General features: G+C 68.8%; 16 protein-coding genes, 1 tRNA gene and 3 pseudogenes. 8 read left to right on the plus strand and 12 right to left on the minus strand.

All coding sequences use genetic code 11. From position 1 onward, the window contains the following. Positions 1-801, plus strand: coding sequence for a nucleotidyltransferase domain-containing protein (locus OHO83_RS22020; protein WP_266672781.1), 801 nt, complete (start codon positions 1-3; stop codon positions 799-801). Positions 802-820: 19 nt separating this feature from the next. Then, positions 821-1,696, plus strand: coding sequence for a sigma-70 family RNA polymerase sigma factor (locus OHO83_RS22025; protein ID WP_266672779.1), 876 nt, complete (start codon positions 821-823; stop codon positions 1,694-1,696). On the opposite strand, the gene OHO83_RS22030 is transcribed toward OHO83_RS22025, so the two are convergent. The 4 genes from OHO83_RS22030 to OHO83_RS22045 all read right to left on the minus strand — a co-directional run bounded on the left by OHO83_RS22030 (position 1,693) and on the right by OHO83_RS22045 (position 4,529). Next, entirely contained in the window at positions 1,693-2,523 is an 831-nt protein-coding gene (locus OHO83_RS22030) for an MBL fold metallo-hydrolase (RefSeq protein ID WP_266672777.1), read from the minus strand. The two genes, OHO83_RS22025 and OHO83_RS22030, sit on opposite strands and share 4 nt — an antisense overlap. Then, entirely contained in the window at positions 2,520-3,395 is an 876-nt protein-coding gene (locus OHO83_RS22035) for an NUDIX hydrolase (protein ID WP_266672775.1), read from the minus strand. Before OHO83_RS22035 ends, OHO83_RS22030 begins: the two co-directional genes overlap by 4 nt. 508 nt (positions 3,396-3,903) lie before the next feature. Continuing rightward, positions 3,904-4,374, minus strand: coding sequence for a RidA family protein (locus OHO83_RS22040; RefSeq protein ID WP_266561831.1), 471 nt, complete (start codon positions 4,372-4,374; stop codon positions 3,904-3,906). Beyond that, positions 4,371-4,529 carry a DUF4177 domain-containing protein gene (locus OHO83_RS22045; protein ID WP_266672772.1) on the minus strand — a complete coding sequence of 53 codons (159 nt, stop codon included), beginning with the start codon at positions 4,527-4,529 and terminating at the stop codon, positions 4,371-4,373. Before OHO83_RS22045 ends, OHO83_RS22040 begins: the two co-directional genes overlap by 4 nt. Before the next feature lie 81 nt (positions 4,530-4,610). Here OHO83_RS22045 and OHO83_RS22050 point away from each other — a divergent pair, with 81 nt between their 5' ends. Then, the gene (locus OHO83_RS22050; protein ID WP_266672770.1) at positions 4,611-5,588 is read left to right on the plus strand and encodes an ArsA family ATPase; all 978 of its coding nucleotides are present in this window, start codon (positions 4,611-4,613) and stop codon (positions 5,586-5,588) included. A gap of 6 nt (positions 5,589-5,594) precedes the next feature. After that, the gene (locus OHO83_RS22055) at positions 5,595-6,998 is read left to right on the plus strand and encodes an ArsA family ATPase (RefSeq protein ID WP_266672768.1); all 1,404 of its coding nucleotides are present in this window, start codon (positions 5,595-5,597) and stop codon (positions 6,996-6,998) included. 78 nt (positions 6,999-7,076) lie between these two features. Here the strand turns inward: OHO83_RS22055 and OHO83_RS22060 are convergent, their stop codons facing one another. Then, positions 7,077-7,421, minus strand: coding sequence for a WhiB family transcriptional regulator (locus OHO83_RS22060; RefSeq protein WP_266672766.1), 345 nt, complete (start codon positions 7,419-7,421; stop codon positions 7,077-7,079). Positions 7,422-7,849: 428 nt separating this feature from the next. Between OHO83_RS22060 and OHO83_RS22065 the strand changes: the two genes are divergently transcribed. Continuing rightward, positions 7,850-10,072, plus strand: coding sequence for a transglycosylase domain-containing protein (locus OHO83_RS22065; protein ID WP_266672764.1), 2,223 nt, complete (start codon positions 7,850-7,852; stop codon positions 10,070-10,072). Between the two features lie 154 nt (positions 10,073-10,226). On the opposite strand, the gene OHO83_RS22070 is transcribed toward OHO83_RS22065, so the two are convergent. Then, the gene (locus tag OHO83_RS22070; protein ID WP_116511657.1) at positions 10,227-10,691 is read right to left on the minus strand and encodes a GatB/YqeY domain-containing protein; all 465 of its coding nucleotides are present in this window, start codon (positions 10,689-10,691) and stop codon (positions 10,227-10,229) included. 76 nt (positions 10,692-10,767) lie between these two features. Here OHO83_RS22070 and OHO83_RS22075 point away from each other — a divergent pair, with 76 nt between their 5' ends. Both OHO83_RS22075 and OHO83_RS22080 read left to right on the plus strand, forming a co-directional pair. Continuing rightward, positions 10,768-11,706, plus strand: coding sequence for a metallophosphoesterase (locus tag OHO83_RS22075; protein WP_266672762.1), 939 nt, complete (start codon positions 10,768-10,770; stop codon positions 11,704-11,706). A gap of 91 nt (positions 11,707-11,797) precedes the next feature. Further along, a tRNA-Pro gene (locus OHO83_RS22080) sits at positions 11,798-11,871 on the plus strand. A gap of 609 nt (positions 11,872-12,480) precedes the next feature. Here the strand turns inward: OHO83_RS22080 and OHO83_RS47030 are convergent. Together OHO83_RS47030 and OHO83_RS22085 are read right to left on the minus strand one after the other, a co-directional pair. Continuing rightward, positions 12,481-13,476 (minus strand): annotated as a pseudogene (locus OHO83_RS47030) (LacI family DNA-binding transcriptional regulator); the annotation flags it as partial. Between the two features lie 307 nt (positions 13,477-13,783). Continuing rightward, a pseudogene (locus OHO83_RS22085) lies at positions 13,784-13,972 on the minus strand (ATP-binding protein); the annotation flags it as partial. Positions 13,973-14,132: 160 nt separating this feature from the next. On the opposite strand from OHO83_RS22085, the gene OHO83_RS22090 reads away from it, so the two are divergent. Next, complete coding sequence (locus OHO83_RS22090; RefSeq protein WP_266672760.1) at positions 14,133-15,059, plus strand: calcium-binding protein; 927 nt, start codon at positions 14,133-14,135, stop codon at positions 15,057-15,059. 94 nt (positions 15,060-15,153) lie between these two features. Here OHO83_RS22090 and OHO83_RS22095 read toward each other — a convergent pair. The 4 genes and pseudogenes from OHO83_RS22095 to OHO83_RS22110 form a co-directional block, all read right to left on the minus strand. Beyond that, positions 15,154-15,306: pseudogene (locus tag OHO83_RS22095) on the minus strand (HAD family hydrolase); the annotation flags it as partial. Positions 15,307-15,555: 249 nt separating this feature from the next. Next, the gene (locus OHO83_RS22100; RefSeq protein WP_266672758.1) at positions 15,556-16,809 is read right to left on the minus strand and encodes a hypothetical protein; all 1,254 of its coding nucleotides are present in this window, start codon (positions 16,807-16,809) and stop codon (positions 15,556-15,558) included. A 646-nt stretch (positions 16,810-17,455) separates the two neighbouring features. Further along, the gene (locus OHO83_RS22105) at positions 17,456-17,614 is read right to left on the minus strand and encodes a hypothetical protein (protein ID WP_266672756.1); all 159 of its coding nucleotides are present in this window, start codon (positions 17,612-17,614) and stop codon (positions 17,456-17,458) included. Positions 17,615-17,688: 74 nt separating this feature from the next. After that, complete coding sequence (locus OHO83_RS22110; RefSeq protein WP_266672754.1) at positions 17,689-18,318, minus strand: hypothetical protein; 630 nt, start codon at positions 18,316-18,318, stop codon at positions 17,689-17,691. Positions 18,319-18,934: the final 616 nt, after the last annotated feature.

The raw sequence follows: 18,934 nt of genomic DNA on the forward strand, positions 1-18,934 counted from the left end.
ATGGCGACCACCACCCGCGGCCTCGACGACCGCGGATTCATCGAGCGCGAAGGCTCCCTGAGCCGGATCCAGTCCGACTTCCGCCCCGTGGTGTCCGCGGCGCGCGACAGCCTGCTCGCCGCCTTCGGACCGCGGATGACGAGCGCGTATCTCTACGGCTCCGTGCCGCGGGGCACGGCCCGCCCCGGCCGCAGCGACCTCGACCTCCTCCTCGCGCTGCGCGACGAGCCGACGGACGAGGACAGGGCGGAAGCCAGAGCCCTGGGCAACGTGCTGGACGAAGACTTCGACCAGATCGACGGCGTGGGTCTGATCGTCCTCAGCCGAACCCAGGTCCTCAGCGACCTCGAACGGCACGACCTCGGCTGGTTCGTGGCCTGCCTCTGCACGCCTCTCCTGGGCGAGGACCTGGCCGCGTACCTGCCGCGCTACCGCCCCGACTCCCTCCTGGCCCGGGAGACCAACGGCGACCTGCGCCTGTTCCTGGCGCGCTGGCGCGAACGCATCGCTCGAGGCGACGACCCACGCACCCTGGACCGCCTGATCTCCCGTCACCTCGTCCGCACCGGTTTCACGCTCGTGATGCCCCGCTGGAACGGCTGGACCAGCGATCTGACGCAGATGGCCGAGGTGTTCGGCACGTACTACCCGCAGCGGGCGGACGCGATGCGACGGGCCGCGCGGGCGGCGTACGAACCGATGGGCGCACCGCACACCCTCAGGGCGTACACCGAAGACCTGGGCCCGTGGCTGGCGGCAGAATACGAAGCCGTGCACGGAGTGAAAGCCCCCCGCCCATGACCCGGGAAGCAGGACACCGATGAGCTCAGCGTCGACGGACACCCTGGCCGAGCGGTTCGAGGAGTCACGGGGGCACCTGCGTGCCGTGGCCTACCGGATGCTCGGTTCGCTCAGCGAGGCGGAGGACGCCGTCCAGGAGACGTGGCTGCGGCTCCAGCGGTCCGACATCTCGGCCGTCGAGAACCTGGGCGGCTGGCTCACCACCGTCACCGGCCGGATCTGCCTGGACCTGCTGCGCTCGCGCAAGGCGAGGGGCGAGGAGCCCCTGGAGACACACGTACCCGACCCCCTGGTCACGAGCCTGGACACCCCGGATCCCGAACAACAGGCGCTGCAGGCCGATTCGGTGGGCCTGGCGCTGCTCGTGGTCCTGGACTCGCTGGCGCCGGTGGAGCGGCTGGCGTTCGTGCTGCACGACCTGTTCGCGGTGCCGTTCGACGACATCGCGCCGATCGTGGAGCGCACGCCGGCGGCGACCCGGCAGCTGGCGAGCCGCGCGCGCCGCCGCGTGCAGGGAGCGCCGCCGCCGGAGACGGATCCCGTACGGCAGCGCGAGATCGTGGAGGCATTCCTCTCGGCGGCCCGCGAGGGCGACTTCGAACGCCTGGTCGCGGTCCTGGACCCGGACGTGCTGCTGCGGGCGGACGCCGGCGCGACGGGTCTCTCGCGCCTGGTCCGAGGCGCTCACACGGTGGCGTCCGGGGCGATCACGTTCCAGCACATGGCACCGCACGTACGCGTCGTGCTGGTGAACGGCGCGATCGGCCTGCTCGCCCTGCCGGAGGGCCGCCCGGCATCGCTGATGTCGTTCACGATCACAGGCGCCAAGATCACGGAACTGAACATCCTCTCGGACGAGGACCGTCTGAAGTCCCTGACCCGGGCGGCCCTCTAGATCAGCCCGTGCTCCTTCAGGTAATCGAGCTGAGCCAGAACGGACAACTCGGCGGCCGGCCACAGGGACCGGTCCACAGCCGCGTACACATGGGCGACGATCTCCGACGCCGAGACATAACCGCTCTCGACGGCGGTCTCGACCTGGGCGAGCCGGTTGGCGCGGTGGGCGAGGTAGAACTCGACGGCGCCCTGGGCGTCTTCGAGTACGGGCCCGTGCCCTGGCAGCACCGTGTGGACCCCGTCGTCGACGGTGAGGGACCGCAGCCGCCGCAGCGAGTCGAGATAGTCCCCGAGCCGCCCGTCGGGATGGGCGACGACGGTGGTCCCGCGCCCGAGCACGGTGTCACCGGTCAGCACGGCCCGGTCGGCAGGCAGATGGAAACAGAGCGAATCAGCGGTATGCCCAGGAGCCGCGACAACACGCAGCTCAAGCCCGCCGACAGTCACCACATCCCCGCCCGCCAACCCCTCGTCCCCAAGACGCAGATCAGGATCGAGAGCCCGCACGTCGGTCCGGGTCAGCTCGGCGAACCTGCCGGCACCCTCGGCGTGATCGGGATGCCCATGCGTGAGGAGCGTCAGGGCGACGCGCTTGCCGGCAGCCTCGGCGACCGCGACCACATGCTCCAGATGCGCGTCGTCGAGCGGCCCGGGATCGATCACCACGGCAAGCTCGGAATCAGGCTCGGAAACGATCCACGTGTTGGTCCCGTCCAGGGTCATCGCGGAGGCGTTCGGAGCCAGCACGTTGACCGCGCGCGCGGTGGCGGGCCCCGACAGCGCCCCGCCGCGGGGCTGTCCGGGAAGGGCTGCGGCTTCGGTCATGCGGAGGTTCCCCCGGACGCGGTCGGAATGTGCTTGGTGAACTCATCATGACCGGGCCAGGACAGAACAATCTCCCCACCCTCCAGCCGGGCCTGAGCGAGCACAGGGGAGAGATCCTGCGCCGCGGCCCCCGCAAGGGCACCCTCGGCGCTGTCGAAACCGGTCAGCGCCCGCAGCGTCGCGATCGTGGGCGGCATCATCATGAGCTCGCCCTTGTCGTACCCCTCGGCAGCCTGTTCGGGCCGGATCCACACGGTCCGATCGGCTTCGGTGGAGGCGTTACGGGTGCGCTGCCCCTCGGGCAGGGCGGCGACGAAGAACCAGGTGTCGTACCGCCGGGGCTCGAACTCGGGCGTGATCCACCGCGCCCAGGCGCCCAGCAGATCGGACCGCAGAACCAGCTCGCGCCGCCCGAGGAACTCCCCGAACGACAACTCCCGCCGGACGAGCGCCTCCCGGTCGGCCTCCCAGGACTCCCCGGTCGTGTCCCCCACCACGGACGACGCATCGGGCCCGGCGAGCAGCACGCCCGCCTCCTCGTAGGTCTCCCGCACGGCGGCACACACGATCGCCTGCGCCGACTTCTCGTCCACGCCGAGCCGCGCCGCCCACGCCGCACGCGAGGGTCCGCCCCACCGCACGACCGACTCGTCGTCACGGGGATCCACACCCCCGCCCGGATACGCGTACGCGCCCCCGGCGAAAGCCATGGAGGCGCGTCGACGCAGCATATGCACTTCGGGACCGGCGACCGCGTCCCGCAGAAGCATGACGGTCGCGGCCCGCCGCGGCACGGCGGCCGCCAGCTCACCCGCCGCGAGCGCACGAATCCGCTCGGGCCACTCCGGTGGATACCACTGCCCATTCGCCATGGCCGGAGGCTATCCGCTACCAAGCGGATGTTCGAGAGCCACAGACGATCAAGTACGCCAGAGCCCCGAAGAACCCCACCGCCCCGCAACCGAACACAAGACAGCCGGACCCACGACCCACCCACCGACGGGCAGCGGCACACGAACCGAGAGAGACCGGCAGACCACCCACCGCCCCGCACCCACGCACGAACCGAGAGAGACCGGCAGACCACCCACCGACGGGCAGCCGCGTACGAGACGAGAGGGGCCGTGGCGGGATGTGCGCGCGGAGCCACCAGCACCACATGCGGGCGATTCGCTGGGCAGCGTAAGGCCGTAGAACAGCGAGCACGTACATCCCGGCGCGGCCCCGCCCTCACTTGGACGGAGCGCACCAGAACGGCCCCGGAGCCGACCCCAGGACCTCAACCGCCGCGACCCCGACCTCGGCCGAACCCTGAAGCCTCGAAACCCCGAACCTCGAACCCCGAACCTCGGCGGAGCGAACCTCGGCGGAGCGAACCACTCAGGCCGAGACGAGCTCCACCTGAACCTCGACCTCAACAGGCGCGTCCAGCGGAAGAACGGCCACACCCACGGCGGACCGAGCGTGCACACCCTTCTCACCGAGAACCTCGGCGAAGAGCTCACTGGCCCCGTTCACCACACCCGGCTGCCCGGTGAAGTCGGGCGCGGAGGCAACAAACCCGACGACCTTCACAACACGGGCGACTCGATCGAGATCGCCGGCAACGGACTTCACCGCGGCGAGCGCGTTCAGCGCACACGTACGGGCCAGCTCCTTGGCCTGCTCGGCGGTGACCTCGGCCCCCACCTTCCCGGTGAGCGGAAGCTTCCCGTCCACCATCGGCAGCTGGCCAGCCGTGTACACGTACACACCGGACTGCACGGCCGGCTGGTAAGAGGCGAGCGGCGGCACGACCTCGGGCAGGGTCAGCCCGAGCTCGGCGAGGCGCGCGTCGACGACCCCGCTCATACCTTCTCCCGCTTCAGGTAGGCCACGAGCTGCTCGGGGTTGTTCGGCCCGGGCACGACCTGGACGAGCTCCCAGCCGTCCTCGCCCCAGGTGTCCAGAATCTGCTTGGTCGCGTGCACGAGAAGGGGCACGGTCGCGTATTCCCACTTGGTCATACGGCCGACTGTAGCCGCTGGACCGGCGATGACCGACAGCCTCCTGCGTAGCCCGCGCGCGGACTGGTTAGGCTCGAAGACGTGAGCAGGCTCCAGGTCGTCAGCGGCAAGGGCGGTACCGGAAAGACCACGGTCGCCGCCGCACTGGCGCTCGCCCTCGCCACCGAGGGCAAGCGCACTCTCCTGGTGGAGGTGGAAGGACGTCAGGGCATCGCACAGCTCTTCGAGACGGAAGCGCTGCCGTACGAGGAACGGAAGATCGCGGTAGCCCCGGGGGGCGGCGAGGTGTTCGCACTCGCCATCGACCCGGAGCTGGCGCTGCTGGACTACCTCCAGATGTTCTACAAGCTGGGTGGCGCGGGCAGGGCGCTCAAAAAGCTGGGCGCGATCGACTTCGCGACAACGGTGGCGCCGGGCCTGAGGGACGTACTCCTGACGGGCAAGGCCTGCGAGGCGGTGCGCCGCAAGACGAAGCAGAACAAGTACACCTACGACTATGTGGTGATGGACGCCCCGCCGACGGGCCGCATCACGCGGTTCCTGAACGTGAACGACGAGGTCGCGGGCCTGGCCAAGATCGGCCCGATACACAACCAGGCGCAGGCGGTCATGCGGGTCCTCAAGTCGCCTGAGACGGCAGTGCACTTGGTGACCTTGCTGGAGGAGATGCCGGTCCAGGAGACGTCGGACGGCATCGCGGAGCTGCAGGCCGCGAACCTCCCCGTGGGCCGGCTCATCGTGAACATGGTGCGCCCGGCAGTCCTCGACGAGGCCGAACTGGCGCTGGCGCAGGGCGGCGTGCCCCGGACGGCCGTCGCCAAGTCCCTGTCCGCGGCGGGCCTGGGCGGCGCCCGCAGAGGCGGCAACGCCGAACGACTGGTGACCCCTCTCCTCGACCAGGCTGCGGAGTACGCGGAACGGCACGAGCTGGAGCGCAGCCAGCGCGCGGTGCTGGCAGATTCCGGCCTGCCCCTGCACGAACTGCCGCTGCTGACCGAGGGGATGGACCTGGCGGGCCTGTACCGGCTGGCCACGGAACTGCGGAAGCAAGGGATCTAGAGACACATGACGTCGTCCCTGAGCCTGAACGCGACAGACACCCACGTACTCGACGTGGACCCACTCATCGACGACCCCAGGACGCGCATCGTGGTGTGCTGCGGCTCCGGCGGCGTCGGCAAGACGACGACGGCGGCGGCGCTCGGCCTGCGCGCCGCGGAGCGCGGCCGCAAGGTGGTCGTGCTGACGATCGACCCGGCCCGCAGGCTGGCCCAGTCGATGGGCATCGACTCGCTGGACAACACACCGCGCCGCGTGAAGGGCATCGACGACACGGCGGGCGGCGAACTGCACGCGATGATGCTCGACATGAAGCGGACGTTCGACGAGATCGTCGAGGCGCACGCGGACGGCCAGCGGGCCGAGGCGATTCTGGGCAATCCCTTCTACCAGTCGCTCTCGGCGGGCTTCGCGGGCACGCAGGAGTACATGGCGATGGAGAAGCTGGGCCAGCTGCGGGCCCAGGACGAGTGGGACCTGATCGTCGTCGACACGCCTCCGTCCCGCTCGGCGCTCGACTTCCTGGACGCGCCGAAACGTCTCGGCTCGTTCCTGGACGGCAAGCTGATCCGGGTCCTGATGGCGCCGGCGAAGGTCGGCGGCCGGGCCGGCATGAAGTTCCTGAACGTCGGGATGTCGATGATGACGGGCGCGCTCGGGAAGCTGCTGGGCGGCCAACTCCTGCGTGACGTACAGACATTCGTGGCGGCGATGGACACGATGTTCGGCGGCTTCCGCACACGCGCCGACGCGACCTACAAGCTGCTCCAGGCCCCCGGTACGGCGTTCCTGGTGGTGGCGGCGCCGGAGCGGGACGCGCTGCGCGAGGCGGCGTACTTCGTGGAGCGCCTCGCCGCGGAGGACATGCCGTTGGCCGGGCTCGTACTGAACCGGGTGCATGGCAGCGGTGCCGCGCAGCTGTCGGCCGAACGTGCGCTCGCCGCCGCAGAAAATCTTGACGAGCGCGGCATTGTGGATCAGGGGGGCGGGAATGTAGAGCTGCGTACCTCTCCCGAAGCAGGCTCCCCCGCCTCAGTAAGGGACACGCCCGACGAGCATGCCCAGACGCCGGACAAAACCCCACACAACGCACCCGCAACGAAACCCGCACCCGACTCGCAGGCCACAGACATGCCTGCCGGTGCGACCACTGACGACGCACCCGCAGACCAGGCGACCACCGATCGAACGGCCACGGACCAACTCACGGCAGGGCTGCTGCGATTGCACGCGGAACGCATGCAGCTGCTGGCACGCGAGCAGCGCACACGCGACCGCTTCGCGGCGCTCCACCCGGAGGTGGCGGTCACCGAAGTCGGCGCCCTGCCCGGAGATGTGCACGACCTGGCAGGCCTCAGGAGCATCGGGGACCGGCTCGCGGCCGGTGCGGACCCGGCCGGAGCTGCGTGAGCCGTTCGGACGTCTCCCGAGGTGCGGGCCATCACACGGCTCGCACCCCTCGGGCGTCCTCGAGGGAGCTCGGCCCCCTCACCCCACGGCGGCGTACCTCTCGTACGTCTCGTCGTCATCCATGTCCACGGGCAGCAGGCCCGCACCGCGCTCGTACTCCGTACGAGCCGTCTCGAGCAGCCGGCGCCACGAGGTGACGGTGGGACGCCGGCGCAGAAGTGCGCGGCGTTCCCGCTCAGTCATGCCACCCCACACGCCGAACTCGACGCGGTTGTCCAGCGCGTCGGCCAGGCACTCGGTCCGCACCGGGCATCCGGTGCACACCGCCTTCGCCCGGTTCTGCGCTGCTCCTTGAACGAACAGTTCATCTGGATCGGTAGTGCGGCAGGCCGCCTGCGCACTCCAGTCGGTTACCCAGCCCATACCGGCGCCGTCCTCTCCCGAATCGAGGCTCCCCCACGGCGGCAGCGGCATATTCACCGCCGCCAGTTGAGGACGTTACGGAAGGTGGGCACAGCGCAACACCCCCTTCGGGCCCAATCTTGAATGGCCCGAACGGACTATGCGTAAGCGGCAGATCACCCGACGGAGTGAGCCGAGGGCATGCGCGACAAACCCGGCAAACCAGGGTGTTCCAGTTGAGTCACAGCGGACACCGGGTGACACTCAAGGCGGTTTCGGACACGCCCACACCGACCATGGAAGGACCGCGGCGGAGTGGTGAGATGACTACCGGAACGATTCGGGTTCGCCGGACGTCTTGATACGTGACCGCACTGCTGTGACAGTTGAGTGCAGCTTAGGCCAAGGCATATACGCCTGTCCGGAGAATCAGAACGTAGGCTGCCCTCATGGGAAAGAAGCGCTCGGGCGGTGGACTGTCACCGACCCAGCAGGCCGCCAAGTTCCTTGGTGTCAGTGTCCTAGCGGGAGCCGTCCTCGCCGGAATCGCGCTGCCCGCAGCAGGCGCGCTCGGCCTCGCGGCGAAGGGCTCGGTCGAGGGTTTCGACGAGATCCCGGCCAATCTCAAGCAGCCGCCGCTCAGTCAGCGCACCACGATCCTGGACAACAAGGGCGGCGCGATCGCGACGGTCTACTCGCGCGACCGCACAGTGGTGCCCCTCAAGAACATCTCGCCGTACATGCAGAAGGCGCTCGTCGCGATCGAGGACTCGCGGTTCTACGAGCACGGCGCCGTCGACCTGAAGGGCATCCTGCGCGCGATCAACGAGAACGCGCAGAGCGGCGGTGTCGCGCAGGGCGCGTCCACGCTCACCCAGCAGTACGTGAAGAACGTCTTCATGGAGGAGGCCGGCGACGACCCGACGAAGCTCGCCCAGGCCACCCAGCAGACGATCGGCCGCAAGGTCCGCGAACTGAAGTACGCCATCCAGCTCGAGGACAAGCTCGGCAAGAAGCGCATCCTCGCCAACTACCTGAACATCACGTACTTCGGTGAGCAGGCGTACGGCGTCGAGGCGGCCTCGCAGCGGTACTTCTCCAAGTCGGCGAAGAACCTGACGATGGAGGAGTCGGCGATGCTGGCCGGCATCGTCCAGTCCCCGAGCCGCTACGACCCCGTCAACGACGAGGAAGAGGCCACCAAGCGACGGAACGTCGTGCTCCAGCGGATGGCCGAGACGCACGACATCTCCCAGGACGAGGCGGACCGCGCCAAGGAGAAGCCGCTCGGCCTGAAGATCAGCAGGCCGCAGAACGGCTGCATCACGGCGGTCAAGGGCGCGGGCTTCTTCTGCGACTACGTGCGCGAGGTCTTCCTCACCGACCCCGTCTTCGGCAAGACGAAGGAAGCGCGGGCGAAGCTCTGGAACCGCGGCGGCCTGAGGGTGCAGACCACCCTCGACCCACAGACGCAGGAATCGGTGCAGGCGTCGATCAAGGATCACGTCTACCAGACGGACAAGGTCGCGACGGCGGCCACGTTCGTCGAGCCGGGCACCGGCAAGATCCTCGGCATGGGCCAGTCGAAGCCGTACGGCTTCGGCAAGAACGAGACGCAGATCAACTACTCGGTCAACCGCCAGATGAGCGGGTCGAACTTCGGCTTCCCGACGGGTTCGACGTTCAAGCCGTTCCTCGCCGCCGCCGCCCTGGAGCAGGGCACCCCGGTGACGAAGTCGTATCCGGCGCCGTACCGGATGCCGTATCCGAAGTCCGTCCAGACGTGCAGCGGCAAGCCGTGGGTGAACAACGGCGGCTTCACCGTGGAGAACGAGAACGAGTCGGAGCGCGGTCCGTACGCGCTGGAGGAGGCGATGGCGAAGTCCATCAACACCTACTTCGTGCAGATGATCGGCGACACCGGCATGTGCCCCGTGATGGACATGGCCGACAAGCTCGGCGTCGTCCAGGGCAACGGCGACAAGCTCCCCGAGGTCCCGGCCATCGTCCTCGGTTCCAAGGGCATCTCGCCGCTGACCATGGCGAGCGCGTACGCCGCCTTCGCCAACCGCGGCACGTACTGCACGCCGGTCGCCATCGAGTCGATCACGGCCCCCGGCGACAAGTCGCTGCCGGTGCCGAAGTCGTCGTGCTCGCGCGCGATGACCACGAAGACCGCCGACGCCATCAACACCCTGCTGAGCGGCGTGATCGACTCCGGTACGGGCAAGGAGGCCGGCCTGACCGACCGGGACAACGCGGGCAAGACCGGTACGACCGACAGCCGTAAGAACGCCTGGTTCGTGGGGTACACGCCGAACCTGTCCGGCGCGGTCTGGGTCGGCAGCGCCCTGCAGAACGTCCCGATGGTGAACATCCCCATCGGGGGCCAGTACCACGCCAAGGTCTACGGCGCCGACACCCCGGGTCCGATCTGGCGGGACGCCATGGTCGGCGCCCTCTCCGGCAAGCCGTCCCCCGACTTCAACCTGATCGACATCCCCGACCCGGACAGGGACAGGGGCCGGGACGGGGACGGGGACCCGGACGAGGACCCCGGCCAGGGCGACGGAAGCCCGGGCAGCAACGGCAACAAGAACCCCTTCCCCGGCATCTCCCTCCCGCCGGGCGTCCTCGGCGGCGGCAACGGGCACGGCGGCGGACACCGCTGAGTCGCATGCGGCCGAGGCGGATGCGCCTTGGACGGTGACGGTACGCCGATGGGGCGCCCCCTTTGTCGGGGGCGCCCCATCGGCGTATGTGCTGTGCGGGTGAGGGCGGCGACGGCGGCGAAACGCGCGGCTCAGCCCCGGCTCACCCTCCCGCTCAGCCGGCGAGCAGCTGCTTCACGACGGCGGCCACGCGGCCACCCTCCGCCAGGCCCGCGACCTTCGGGTTCACGATCTTCATGACCTGACCCATGGCGCGCGGCCCCTCGGCGCCGGCCGCCTTCGCCTCCTCGACCGCCTGGGCGACGATCTGGTGCAGCTCGTCGTCGGAGAGCTGCTTGGGCAGGTACTCGGCGAGCACCACACCCTCCGCCTTCTCCCGCTCGGCCTGCTCGGTGCGGCCGCCCTGCGCGAACGCCTCGGCGGCCTCGCGGCGCTTCTTCGCCTCGCGGGTGATCACCTTCTGCACCTCGTCGTCGGAGAGCTCGCGCGCCGTCTTGCCCGCGACCTCCTCCTTCGTGATGGCGGAGAGGGTGAGCCGGAGCGTCGAGGAGCGCAGCTCGTCACGCCCCCGGATCGCGGCGGTGAGGTCTTCCTGCAGCTTCGACTTGAGCGTGGTCATGCAGCGATTGTCGCAGGTACGCGATGCCCTACGCCCCTTGATTTCCGGGACCTGCCGGGTCTGACACGATGGGTGTATGCGCGCGCGATACGGGATTCCCCTGAAAGTGACAGCAGGCATCACGGCGGCGGGCGCCGCCGGACTGATCTACGCGGCGGGGTTCGAAGCCCGTTCGTTCCGCCTCCGACGGGTCACGGTCCCGGTGCTTCCCCCGGGGATGCGCCCGCTGCGCGTCCTCCAGGTGTCCGACATCCACATGGTCGGCGGCCAGCGCAAAAAGCAGCGCTGGCTGCGCTCCCTGGCCGGCCTGCGCCCCGACTTCGTGATCAACACGGGCGACAACCTGTCCGACCCGGAGGGCGTGCCCGAGGTCCTGGACGCGCTGGGCCCGCTGATGGAGTTCCCGGGGGCGTACGTCTTCGGCTCGAACGACTACTACGGCCCCAGGCTCCTCAACCCGACCCGCTACCTCTTCGAGAAGGCTCGCGGCGCCCACGGCCTCAACGGCAACGCCCCCGCGGTCGGCGTCGTCCACAACCCGTGGGAAGACCTGCGCGACGGCTTCGGCGCGGCGGGCTGGCTGAACCTCACCAATACGCGGGGCGCCCTCAAGATCGAGGGCATGGAGATCGGCTTCACGGGCCTGGACGACCCGCACATCAAGCGCGACCGGTACGCGCAGGTGGCGGGCGGCCCGGACTCGGGCGCCGACTTCTCGATGGGCATCGTGCACGCGCCGTACCTGCGGTCCCTGGACGCGTTCACCGCGGACGGCTACCCGCTGGTACTTGCGGGGCACACCCACGGCGGCCAGCTCTGCATCCCCTTCTACGGGGCGCTGGTCACCAACTGCGACCTGGACACGGACCGCGTGAAGGGCCTGTCGACCCACGAGGCCGAAGGCCACCGCTCCTACCTGCACGTATCGGCCGGCTGCGGCGCCAACCGGTACACCCCGGTCCGCTTCGCCTGCCCCCCGGAGGTCACCCTCCTGACCTTGACCCCCAGGCCCTGAGAAAACCGGATTTCGTCTACGGCCGCCGGTCCGCTAAAGTAATCGATGTCGCCACGACCTGCGAAACGGCAGGAAAGTGGAGCAACGACATCGGGGTGTAGCGCAGCTTGGCAGCGCGCTTCGTTCGGGACGAAGAGGTCGTGGGTTCAAATCCCGCCACCCCGACAGCTGAAACACCAGGTCAGACCCCCTGCACTCGCTTGAGTGCAGGGGGTCTTTCTGCTTATGCGGGCATGCCGGGGAGAAGATCTTGGAATTTCTCTCCTGGACGGACCCTTGAGGACGCGCCCTCGACCGCTCCCGCAAGAGCGCGTCAAGCACCCCCACCGGAGACGTGTCGGACATCGCCAGCCGAGCATCGAGCGAGGCTTCCCACTCCGCCGTGAGGTTGGCGAGCAAGTCGTGCCGCATCTCGCGGGTGATGTGCGTGTACCGCGCCTGCACCGAGCCGTCCATGTGGCCGAGGCGCTCATCCATGAGCTTCGTCGGCGTGCGGAATCCCTCCGTGCGCGTCTTATGCGTGTGCCGCAACCCGTGAGGCGTCAGCCCCTTCGCAACCGGCACCCAGCACGCATCCGCCCGCCCGGTCGCTCCTCTCCCCCGCGCCGGCACACCCGGCCACGGATCGGCCAACACCGGAACGGGCCGGGCCTCCTGCGGTGCCTTCTTCGGGTACCAGCCCGAAGCAGCGGGCGTGAAGAGCCAGGTGGCAAGCCCGTTCCTACGCCAGTGCGCGGCCTGGTCCACGGCACCGCCCCCGCGGCTGAAGCCGAGGACTTCAATCGCCTCCCGGACCCGGCCCCTTGTCGCTTCCGCCACCGCGTCAGGCCTGTTGAGGACGTTGGACACGGTGCCGGTGGAGACGCCGGCGCGCCGCGCTACGTCCACCAGCTTCGCCCCGGTCTCCCCGGTGCGAGAGACGCCCTGCTCCCGAAAGACGTACGTCTTGCCGTGGCACGGGCAGGACGTCGGTTGAGTACGGGCAATGTGTCCCGACCACAGACGCGTGAGCCAGGGCGGGGCATCAACGGTGCGGTAGCTGTCGTCCTTGGGCGGGCAGCGCTCGAAGAAGCCCGAGTCGAGTTCGTAGAGCTGCCACTCCACGCGCAGGGCTGCCGGCCGAAGGAACTCGGTCTCCAGACCCACCAGTTGGCCCCATCGCATGCCTGTGTAGCCCTTGGTGACAACAGCGACGAATTCATCGTCACGGCCGGAGAGGAGAGAGGCGCGCTCAGCCGAGAGAAGTACGCCCAACGGGTCGGTGATCACCTTCTCTGGGCCCCGGTCTCGTGAGCGGCCGGCGCGCTTGCCTCGTCCGCGGCGCTTCGTTGCCGGGTTGTCGTCCCGGAGCCCTTCGTCCACCGCGTCTTCAAAGAGGAGATGGAGGGTGCCGCGCCACGTCTTCACGCTGGACGCTGCGTACAGAGTCCGTTCCTTCTTGTCCCAGGCCTCGACGTCAGCGCGCTGAATCGACGCGATCGTTCGGTCCTCGAATTCGGGGAGCAGGTGCTCCTCGAGGTGGCGCCGATAGTTCTGCATCGTGGACGCGGCCAAGTCCTGCTCCGCGTACCAGCGTGAGGCGTAGGCGCCGAAGGTGACTTGACCGGCCGATGGGGCCTTCCAACTACCCGAACGAGCCTTGCCCTCTTCCGCGTCCGCAGCGCGCTTGGCCTCTCGCTTGGTACGGAATCGGATCGTGTTCCCGTCCTTGTCTGCGACGGTGCCGTACTTGCCTCGGGTCGGGCACCCGTGTGTGTCCGAGGTTCGGATTTCTGCGTCACCGCGTCACGTGCGTCATTCACGCCACTGACCTGCGGGAATGCGTGACGGAGTCGAGGTGGGGGTGCGTCACTGCCGCGTCACCTGTGTCACTGGGGCGTGACGCAGGTGACGCAGCGTCTTCCTACCCAGGAAAAAGAGGGGGTGGTGTCTGTTGTTGTGCGCGGCTCAGGACGTGAAGAAGGAGTCCGCTGCGCGGCACGTCCTTGGGGCGGTGCTGCGCACCGAACAGCAAGAGGAGCACCTACCCGCGTGCGGCGCCGGGTGCTCGTCTTGCTGTTGTGCGGTGACCTCGTGGTCAGAACGCAGCTTCCTGCTGCGGCCCGGGTGCCGGCGCGAGCTCGGTCAGTTCGATGTAGCGGGCCTCGCGGGTGCGTCCCCAGTCGACGTTCAGGCCGCGGGCGGCGAGGGTGGGCTGCAGGCGCTTGAGTCGGCCGGAGAGGACCTTGCCGGTAGTCGGCCACCTCTTGGGCAGGGGACGGCAGTCGCTCCGGTGATGCACCTCACACACCTCACCTGTCGCTCGCGTACAACCCTTTCGCTTCATCGCCGATCAAGACTTTGCGGCCGCTGTGGCCGTGCGTGATTAGGGTCCGCCCGTCTGCGACCTGCATCTGCCCATCGATAGTCGATAACGGAGCCTCCTCATGTCCCAGCACTCCCGCAAAAAGTTGACGTCCGGCAAGAAGGTGACCCTGGGCGCCAGCGCACTGGCCGCCTCCGGGCTCGCCGTCGGCCTGCTCGTCACACCGTCCGCGATGGCCGGCGGGACCGGCGCGGCTGAGGCGCAGGAGCAGAGCAAGGCCGCGGCCGCCGACGCGTCGGCGGCGAAGGCCGCCGCGCCCAAGCCCAGGTCCCTGGCCGCGAGCACTGCCGACTCCACCGTCGTCTCCGGCGTCACCGTCAACGGCGGCAACAGCGCCCAGGTCGGGACGACGAACACGCAGACGATCACCGTGAAGTGGACGCTTAACGGCGGCTCGAAGCTCTACGGCAGCAACGCGTCGCTCTGGCGCGGCACCGACACCGACAGCGGAATGAAGCAGTGGTTGAACTCCGAGCAGTTCAACGCGGACACCGACCCCTGCGTTCAGTCCGGCGACGCCACGTACAGCTGCACGGCCACCTACAAGATCGACCCCCAGACCTACCTGACGAACGAGGATGCCGGAGCCTGGAAGATCTCCCTCTGGGCGGTCACCGACACGGGCGACGTGAACACCGACAACGCCATGACCTGGTACCTCAAGCGCTGGTCCCGGCTGAGCAACAACGCGGCCCCCGAGCCCGTCGCCAAGGGCAAGACGATCACGATCACCGGCAAGCTGGAACGCGCCAACTGGGACACCCACAAGTACGCGGGCTACACCCAGCAGACCGTCCGCCTCCAGGAGCGTTCGCTGACCGGCTCGTACGCCACCACCAGCAGCCACATCACCGGCACCGGCAGCCTGGCGGGCGTCGAGAAGCAGACTCGCACCGCCACCACCGACCGCTGCTACCGCTACAAGTTCGAGGGCACCTCCACCACGCCGCCGGTCACCGCCACCGGTGACTGCGTGGACGTGCGGTGAGCCCGCCGCCCTGGCTAGAAGACAGCCACCACCTACCTGGCCGGACTCCACGTCGCAAGCATCCTCTGGTCTGCCCAGTGACGAACGAGAGCCCCTAGACCGTTGTCCCACGCAGCACTTCGATGGCCTCCACGATGCCCGTCGTCATGACGTCGGGCTCGGGGAGGCCATCGACCCATTCATGGCCGTTGGCCACCCAGAGCGTCCGCAGGCCAGCCGCTCTTGCCCCGCCCATGTCCGTCTCGGGGTTGTCGCCGACCGGACCGGGAACTCACGGGGAATCACGGTCACCAACGGGCCGTGCGCGTGCCGAAGGCCCCCGACCGACGTACCTGGTCAGGGGCCTTCAACATGCGCGGTGGGTGTGGGATTTGAACCCACGGTGACTCGCGCCACGACGGTTTTCAAGATCGCTCCCGGGCTGGACTCGCCCATTTACTCCGTCGATCACGTGGATGGTTCGGACTCCGCCGTCGGCAGCGTCGACCAAGACAGATCAAGGACCAGTCATCGCCTTGATCGTGTACGGGTACGACTCTTGCTGCCACGTGGTCGTGAACACGGCCGTCGGACGCGCTGCGACCTGTGGCACGCGGCCGTCCGTCGTGAGCGTCTTCGCGCTGCCGAAGGTGCCGGAGCGGCTGATCAGCCGGGCGGTGGCCTTCGTGACGCTGTACGGCGGCGTGGAGATGGCCGTGGTGGTCTGCGACACCAGCATGCCGTCGCCGTCGTCGTCCAGGGCGAGGTCGGGGCGGTCGCCCGCGCCCAGCGACGTGATGGCGCCGAGGGTGCCGCCAGCGGAGAGTTTGCGGCCGTACTGCTCGCGCTTGCCAGCGTTGTTGCGTACCCACACGATCATCGAGTCGCCGTCCAGGTCCGTCCCGAGGGTGTGGTGGACGTCCACGTTCTCCGTGGATGTCGAGATACGCAGCGGGTTCGACAGCGTGCCGGTGTGGCTCCAGCGCGAGGCCCAGACCTGCGAGCGGTCGCCGCCGCCGGAACGGTAGCTGATCACCGCGTCGCCGTCCCGGTCCACGCCGACCCGAACCATGCCGAAGCCGCCGTACGCCGCGATCGGCGTGGTGAGCACCTTCGCCGCGGAGATCGAGGTCGCGGTCATCCGCTTGGCCACCACCTCGGAGCCGCGCACCCAGGCGACGACGAACTGACCAGTGCGGTCCACGCCGATGGCTGGCGGCTCCGCCGAGCCCGAGCCGAGTGTGTGCACCGCTCCAAGCGTGCCGTCGAGCTTCAGTCGACGGGCCACCGCGTACCAACTGCCGTCGCGGATCTCCGTCCACGCCACCATCGAGCTGCCGCCGGGCGTCACGGCGACCGAGGGTGTGGTTGCGGGCGACCCGGGGGTGGAGAGCATCTGCAGCGAGCCGACGAGGCTGCCGGAGGACGCGACCCGGCGGCCGACGACGGTGCTGTCCTGCTGCCACACCACCGACGAGTCGCCGGTGTCATCGGAGTCGGCCTGCACCCAGCTGATGGCGCGGCCGTCCGGGGACAGGGTGCGGGTCGCACCCAGGGTGCCGTTTGCGTACTTCACACGGGTCTGTACGCGGAAGTAGGAGCTGTTCGCATTGTCCATGGCCGCCCAGGCGAGCAGCGCATCGCCGGAGCGGTCGATGGAGACCTGGGGGTCGTCCTGGCCGGACCAGCCGGACGCGGTGACATTCCACGTGGACGTCCACGCGGCGTCGGCGTTCACTCCGAGCGTCGCGGTGAGCGCGATTCCGGCCACGGTCGCCACGGCGCCTGCGCCGATGAGGCGGCGCTTTGTCGAACGCCGGTGACGTGCTGCCTGAGGTGCCACTCTTGTATCCCTTCCAGGGCCGCCATGGACTCCACGGCAACGAGGCTGTCCCATACGACTGCTCAGTAGGTACAGCGGGATTGTGTGCGCATACGTCACACGAGCAACACAGGTCCCCTGCCTGATGACCTCAGTACCTGTAGCCGGGCCAATCACTGAAGGGGCTGTGCGCCCGCCGCGGGCGGCACAGCCCCTTCACCGTGTCCGGGCCCCCGGCCCGGCCAGGGTTCACGGATAAATGCTCGCCGCATGCGGTGTCATGGGCCCCGTGGCACAACCTCGGAGCGGGCGCATCGAGGGCGCTGGGAGAAACCTGGGAGAAGATCTTCTCCCAGCGCCCCCCATTCACTGGGTGAGACCAAGTCATACCAACTGCCTGACCTGCACAAACCCGAGTGAGACCAGGTACGGATCTTGCCCGGACCTTATTCGGGACGAAGAGGTCGTGGGTTCAAATCCCGCCACCCCGACACAGTTCAGAGGCCCAATCGGTTGATCGCGATTGGGCCTCTGTCGTGCTTGGGGCCGAAGACGGCCCAAAGGATTCTGATCAGGCCTCGTGAGCGGTCGGCTCTCAGGTCTCGTGAGCGGTCGGCTCGCGTCGCTGGGCAAAGATCTCGTCCATGGCCGCAGGTCCGGCCTTCTTCACGATGGCTTTGACGTCACGCCGGAGGTTCGCCGCGTCGAGCGGCTCGCCACTGCGGGTCGTGAAGTCGCGGCCGGCTGGGCGCAACGCGGTGTGCGCTCCCGGCGCCGGCCGGGCCCGCACACCGCGCTCTCAGCTCGCAGCTCGCAGCTCGCAGACGGTCAACCTCCGCCGCCACCGCCGTAGCCGCCGCCACCGCCGCCGCCGTCGCCACCGCCACCGCCGTAGCCGCCACCACCGCCGCCGCCGTAGCCACCGCCACCGCCGCCGTCGCCACCGCCGCCGTAGCCGCCACCACCGCCGCCGCCGTAGCCACCGCCACCGCCGCCGTAGTCGCCGCCGCCGTAGCCACCGCCACCGCGGTCACCGCCGTAGCCGCCACCGCCGTAGCCGCCGCCGTAGTCACCGCGACCGTAGTTGTTGAAGTTGCGACCGTAGTCGTTGAAGTTGCGGCCGCGGTCGTTGAAGTTGCGGCCGCGGTCGTTGAAGTTGCGACCGTGGTCGTTGAAGTTGAAGTTGTAGTAGCCGCGACGACCGTAGTCGTTGTAGTTGTAGTACCCGCGGCCGTAGTCGTAGTGCCTGTACCTGTGACCGCCGTACCAGCAGACCCGGTCCTTCCAGTTCCAGTGCCAGTTCCAGCCACGGTTGTAGCAATCCCAGTAGCCGGAGTTGTAGTGGTTCGAGGAGCCCGAGGCCGAGGCTGTCCCGGCCGAGCCGATCGCGGCGCCACCGGCCATCAGGACGCCAGTAGCAGTCACCGCGAAGATGCGCTTCACGCGAAGTGCTCGCATGAGTCCTTTCTCCCTTCCATCATCTCGCGCACCCGAGCGCAAGACCGATGGCCGCGCACGCAAGAAGGACAGGGCGCGCGGTCGAAATGTCACCGCTTTGGAAATTGAGAGACGCGCCGTGGCCATCCACCGGCCGTTCCGGCCGAGTGCGGCTCCACACGCGAACCCCGCAGAAGCAGTCACGCTGCCCACCGCGAGAAGACTTCGCCGATGTGGCGCGTCCCGGGTTGCGGTCTCAGTAATAAACGCTACTCCCTATCCGCTCCACGTCATCTTGAGCAGGCAACCAAACCGGCAGCCCCTGGTGAATCGCCCAACCTTCGCCATGCGGCCGAACAGTGCAGCCGGGCAATCCCGCCGCCACCCCGACAGCTGAAACACCAGGGCGGAGGCGCGCCCAACCCCTGGGCGGTCAGTTGGCCGCCTGTTTTACTTCGCGCATGAGAACGGCGGTCTACAACTTCCGGGGCATGGCGATCGGGGCGCTGCTCGCGGCACGGCGAGCGCGGCGGACTGCTGCTCGGGCCGAGGCGGGGAAAGCGGTCCTGTTCCGGGTCGGGGCCAACCTGCCGGACGAGGGGCGCCGGTACAGCCTCGGCCGAGTGCCGAGTGGAGG

Origin of the sequence: Streptomyces sp. NBC_00569 (assembly GCF_036345255.1) — a bacterium.
Lineage (GTDB): Bacteria > Actinomycetota > Actinomycetes > Streptomycetales > Streptomycetaceae > Streptomyces.

Excerpts from the sequence above, each read along its gene's own strand:
- OHO83_RS22020 (WP_266672781.1), top strand. The coding sequence starts at position 1 with ATGGCGACCACCACCCGCGGCCTCGACGACCGCGGATTCATCGAGCGC.
- OHO83_RS22025 (WP_266672779.1), top strand. The coding sequence starts at position 821 with ATGAGCTCAGCGTCGACGGACACCCTGGCCGAGCGGTTCGAGGAGTCA.
- OHO83_RS22030 (WP_266672777.1), bottom strand. The coding sequence starts at position 2,523 with ATGACCGAAGCCGCAGCCCTTCCCGGACAGCCCCGCGGCGGGGCGCTG.
- OHO83_RS22035 (WP_266672775.1), bottom strand. The coding sequence starts at position 3,395 with ATGGCGAATGGGCAGTGGTATCCACCGGAGTGGCCCGAGCGGATTCGT.
- OHO83_RS22040 (WP_266561831.1), bottom strand. The coding sequence starts at position 4,374 with ATGAGCGGGGTCGTCGACGCGCGCCTCGCCGAGCTCGGGCTGACCCTG.
- OHO83_RS22045 (WP_266672772.1), bottom strand. The coding sequence starts at position 4,529 with ATGACCAAGTGGGAATACGCGACCGTGCCCCTTCTCGTGCACGCGACC.
- OHO83_RS22055 (WP_266672768.1), top strand. The coding sequence starts at position 5,595 with ATGACGTCGTCCCTGAGCCTGAACGCGACAGACACCCACGTACTCGAC.
- OHO83_RS22060 (WP_266672766.1), bottom strand. The coding sequence starts at position 7,421 with ATGGGCTGGGTAACCGACTGGAGTGCGCAGGCGGCCTGCCGCACTACC.
- OHO83_RS22065 (WP_266672764.1), top strand. The coding sequence starts at position 7,850 with ATGGGAAAGAAGCGCTCGGGCGGTGGACTGTCACCGACCCAGCAGGCC.
- OHO83_RS22070 (WP_116511657.1), bottom strand. The coding sequence starts at position 10,691 with ATGACCACGCTCAAGTCGAAGCTGCAGGAAGACCTCACCGCCGCGATC.
- OHO83_RS22075 (WP_266672762.1), top strand. The coding sequence starts at position 10,768 with ATGCGCGCGCGATACGGGATTCCCCTGAAAGTGACAGCAGGCATCACG.
- OHO83_RS22090 (WP_266672760.1), top strand. The coding sequence starts at position 14,133 with ATGTCCCAGCACTCCCGCAAAAAGTTGACGTCCGGCAAGAAGGTGACC.
- OHO83_RS22110 (WP_266672754.1), bottom strand. The coding sequence starts at position 18,318 with ATGCGAGCACTTCGCGTGAAGCGCATCTTCGCGGTGACTGCTACTGGC.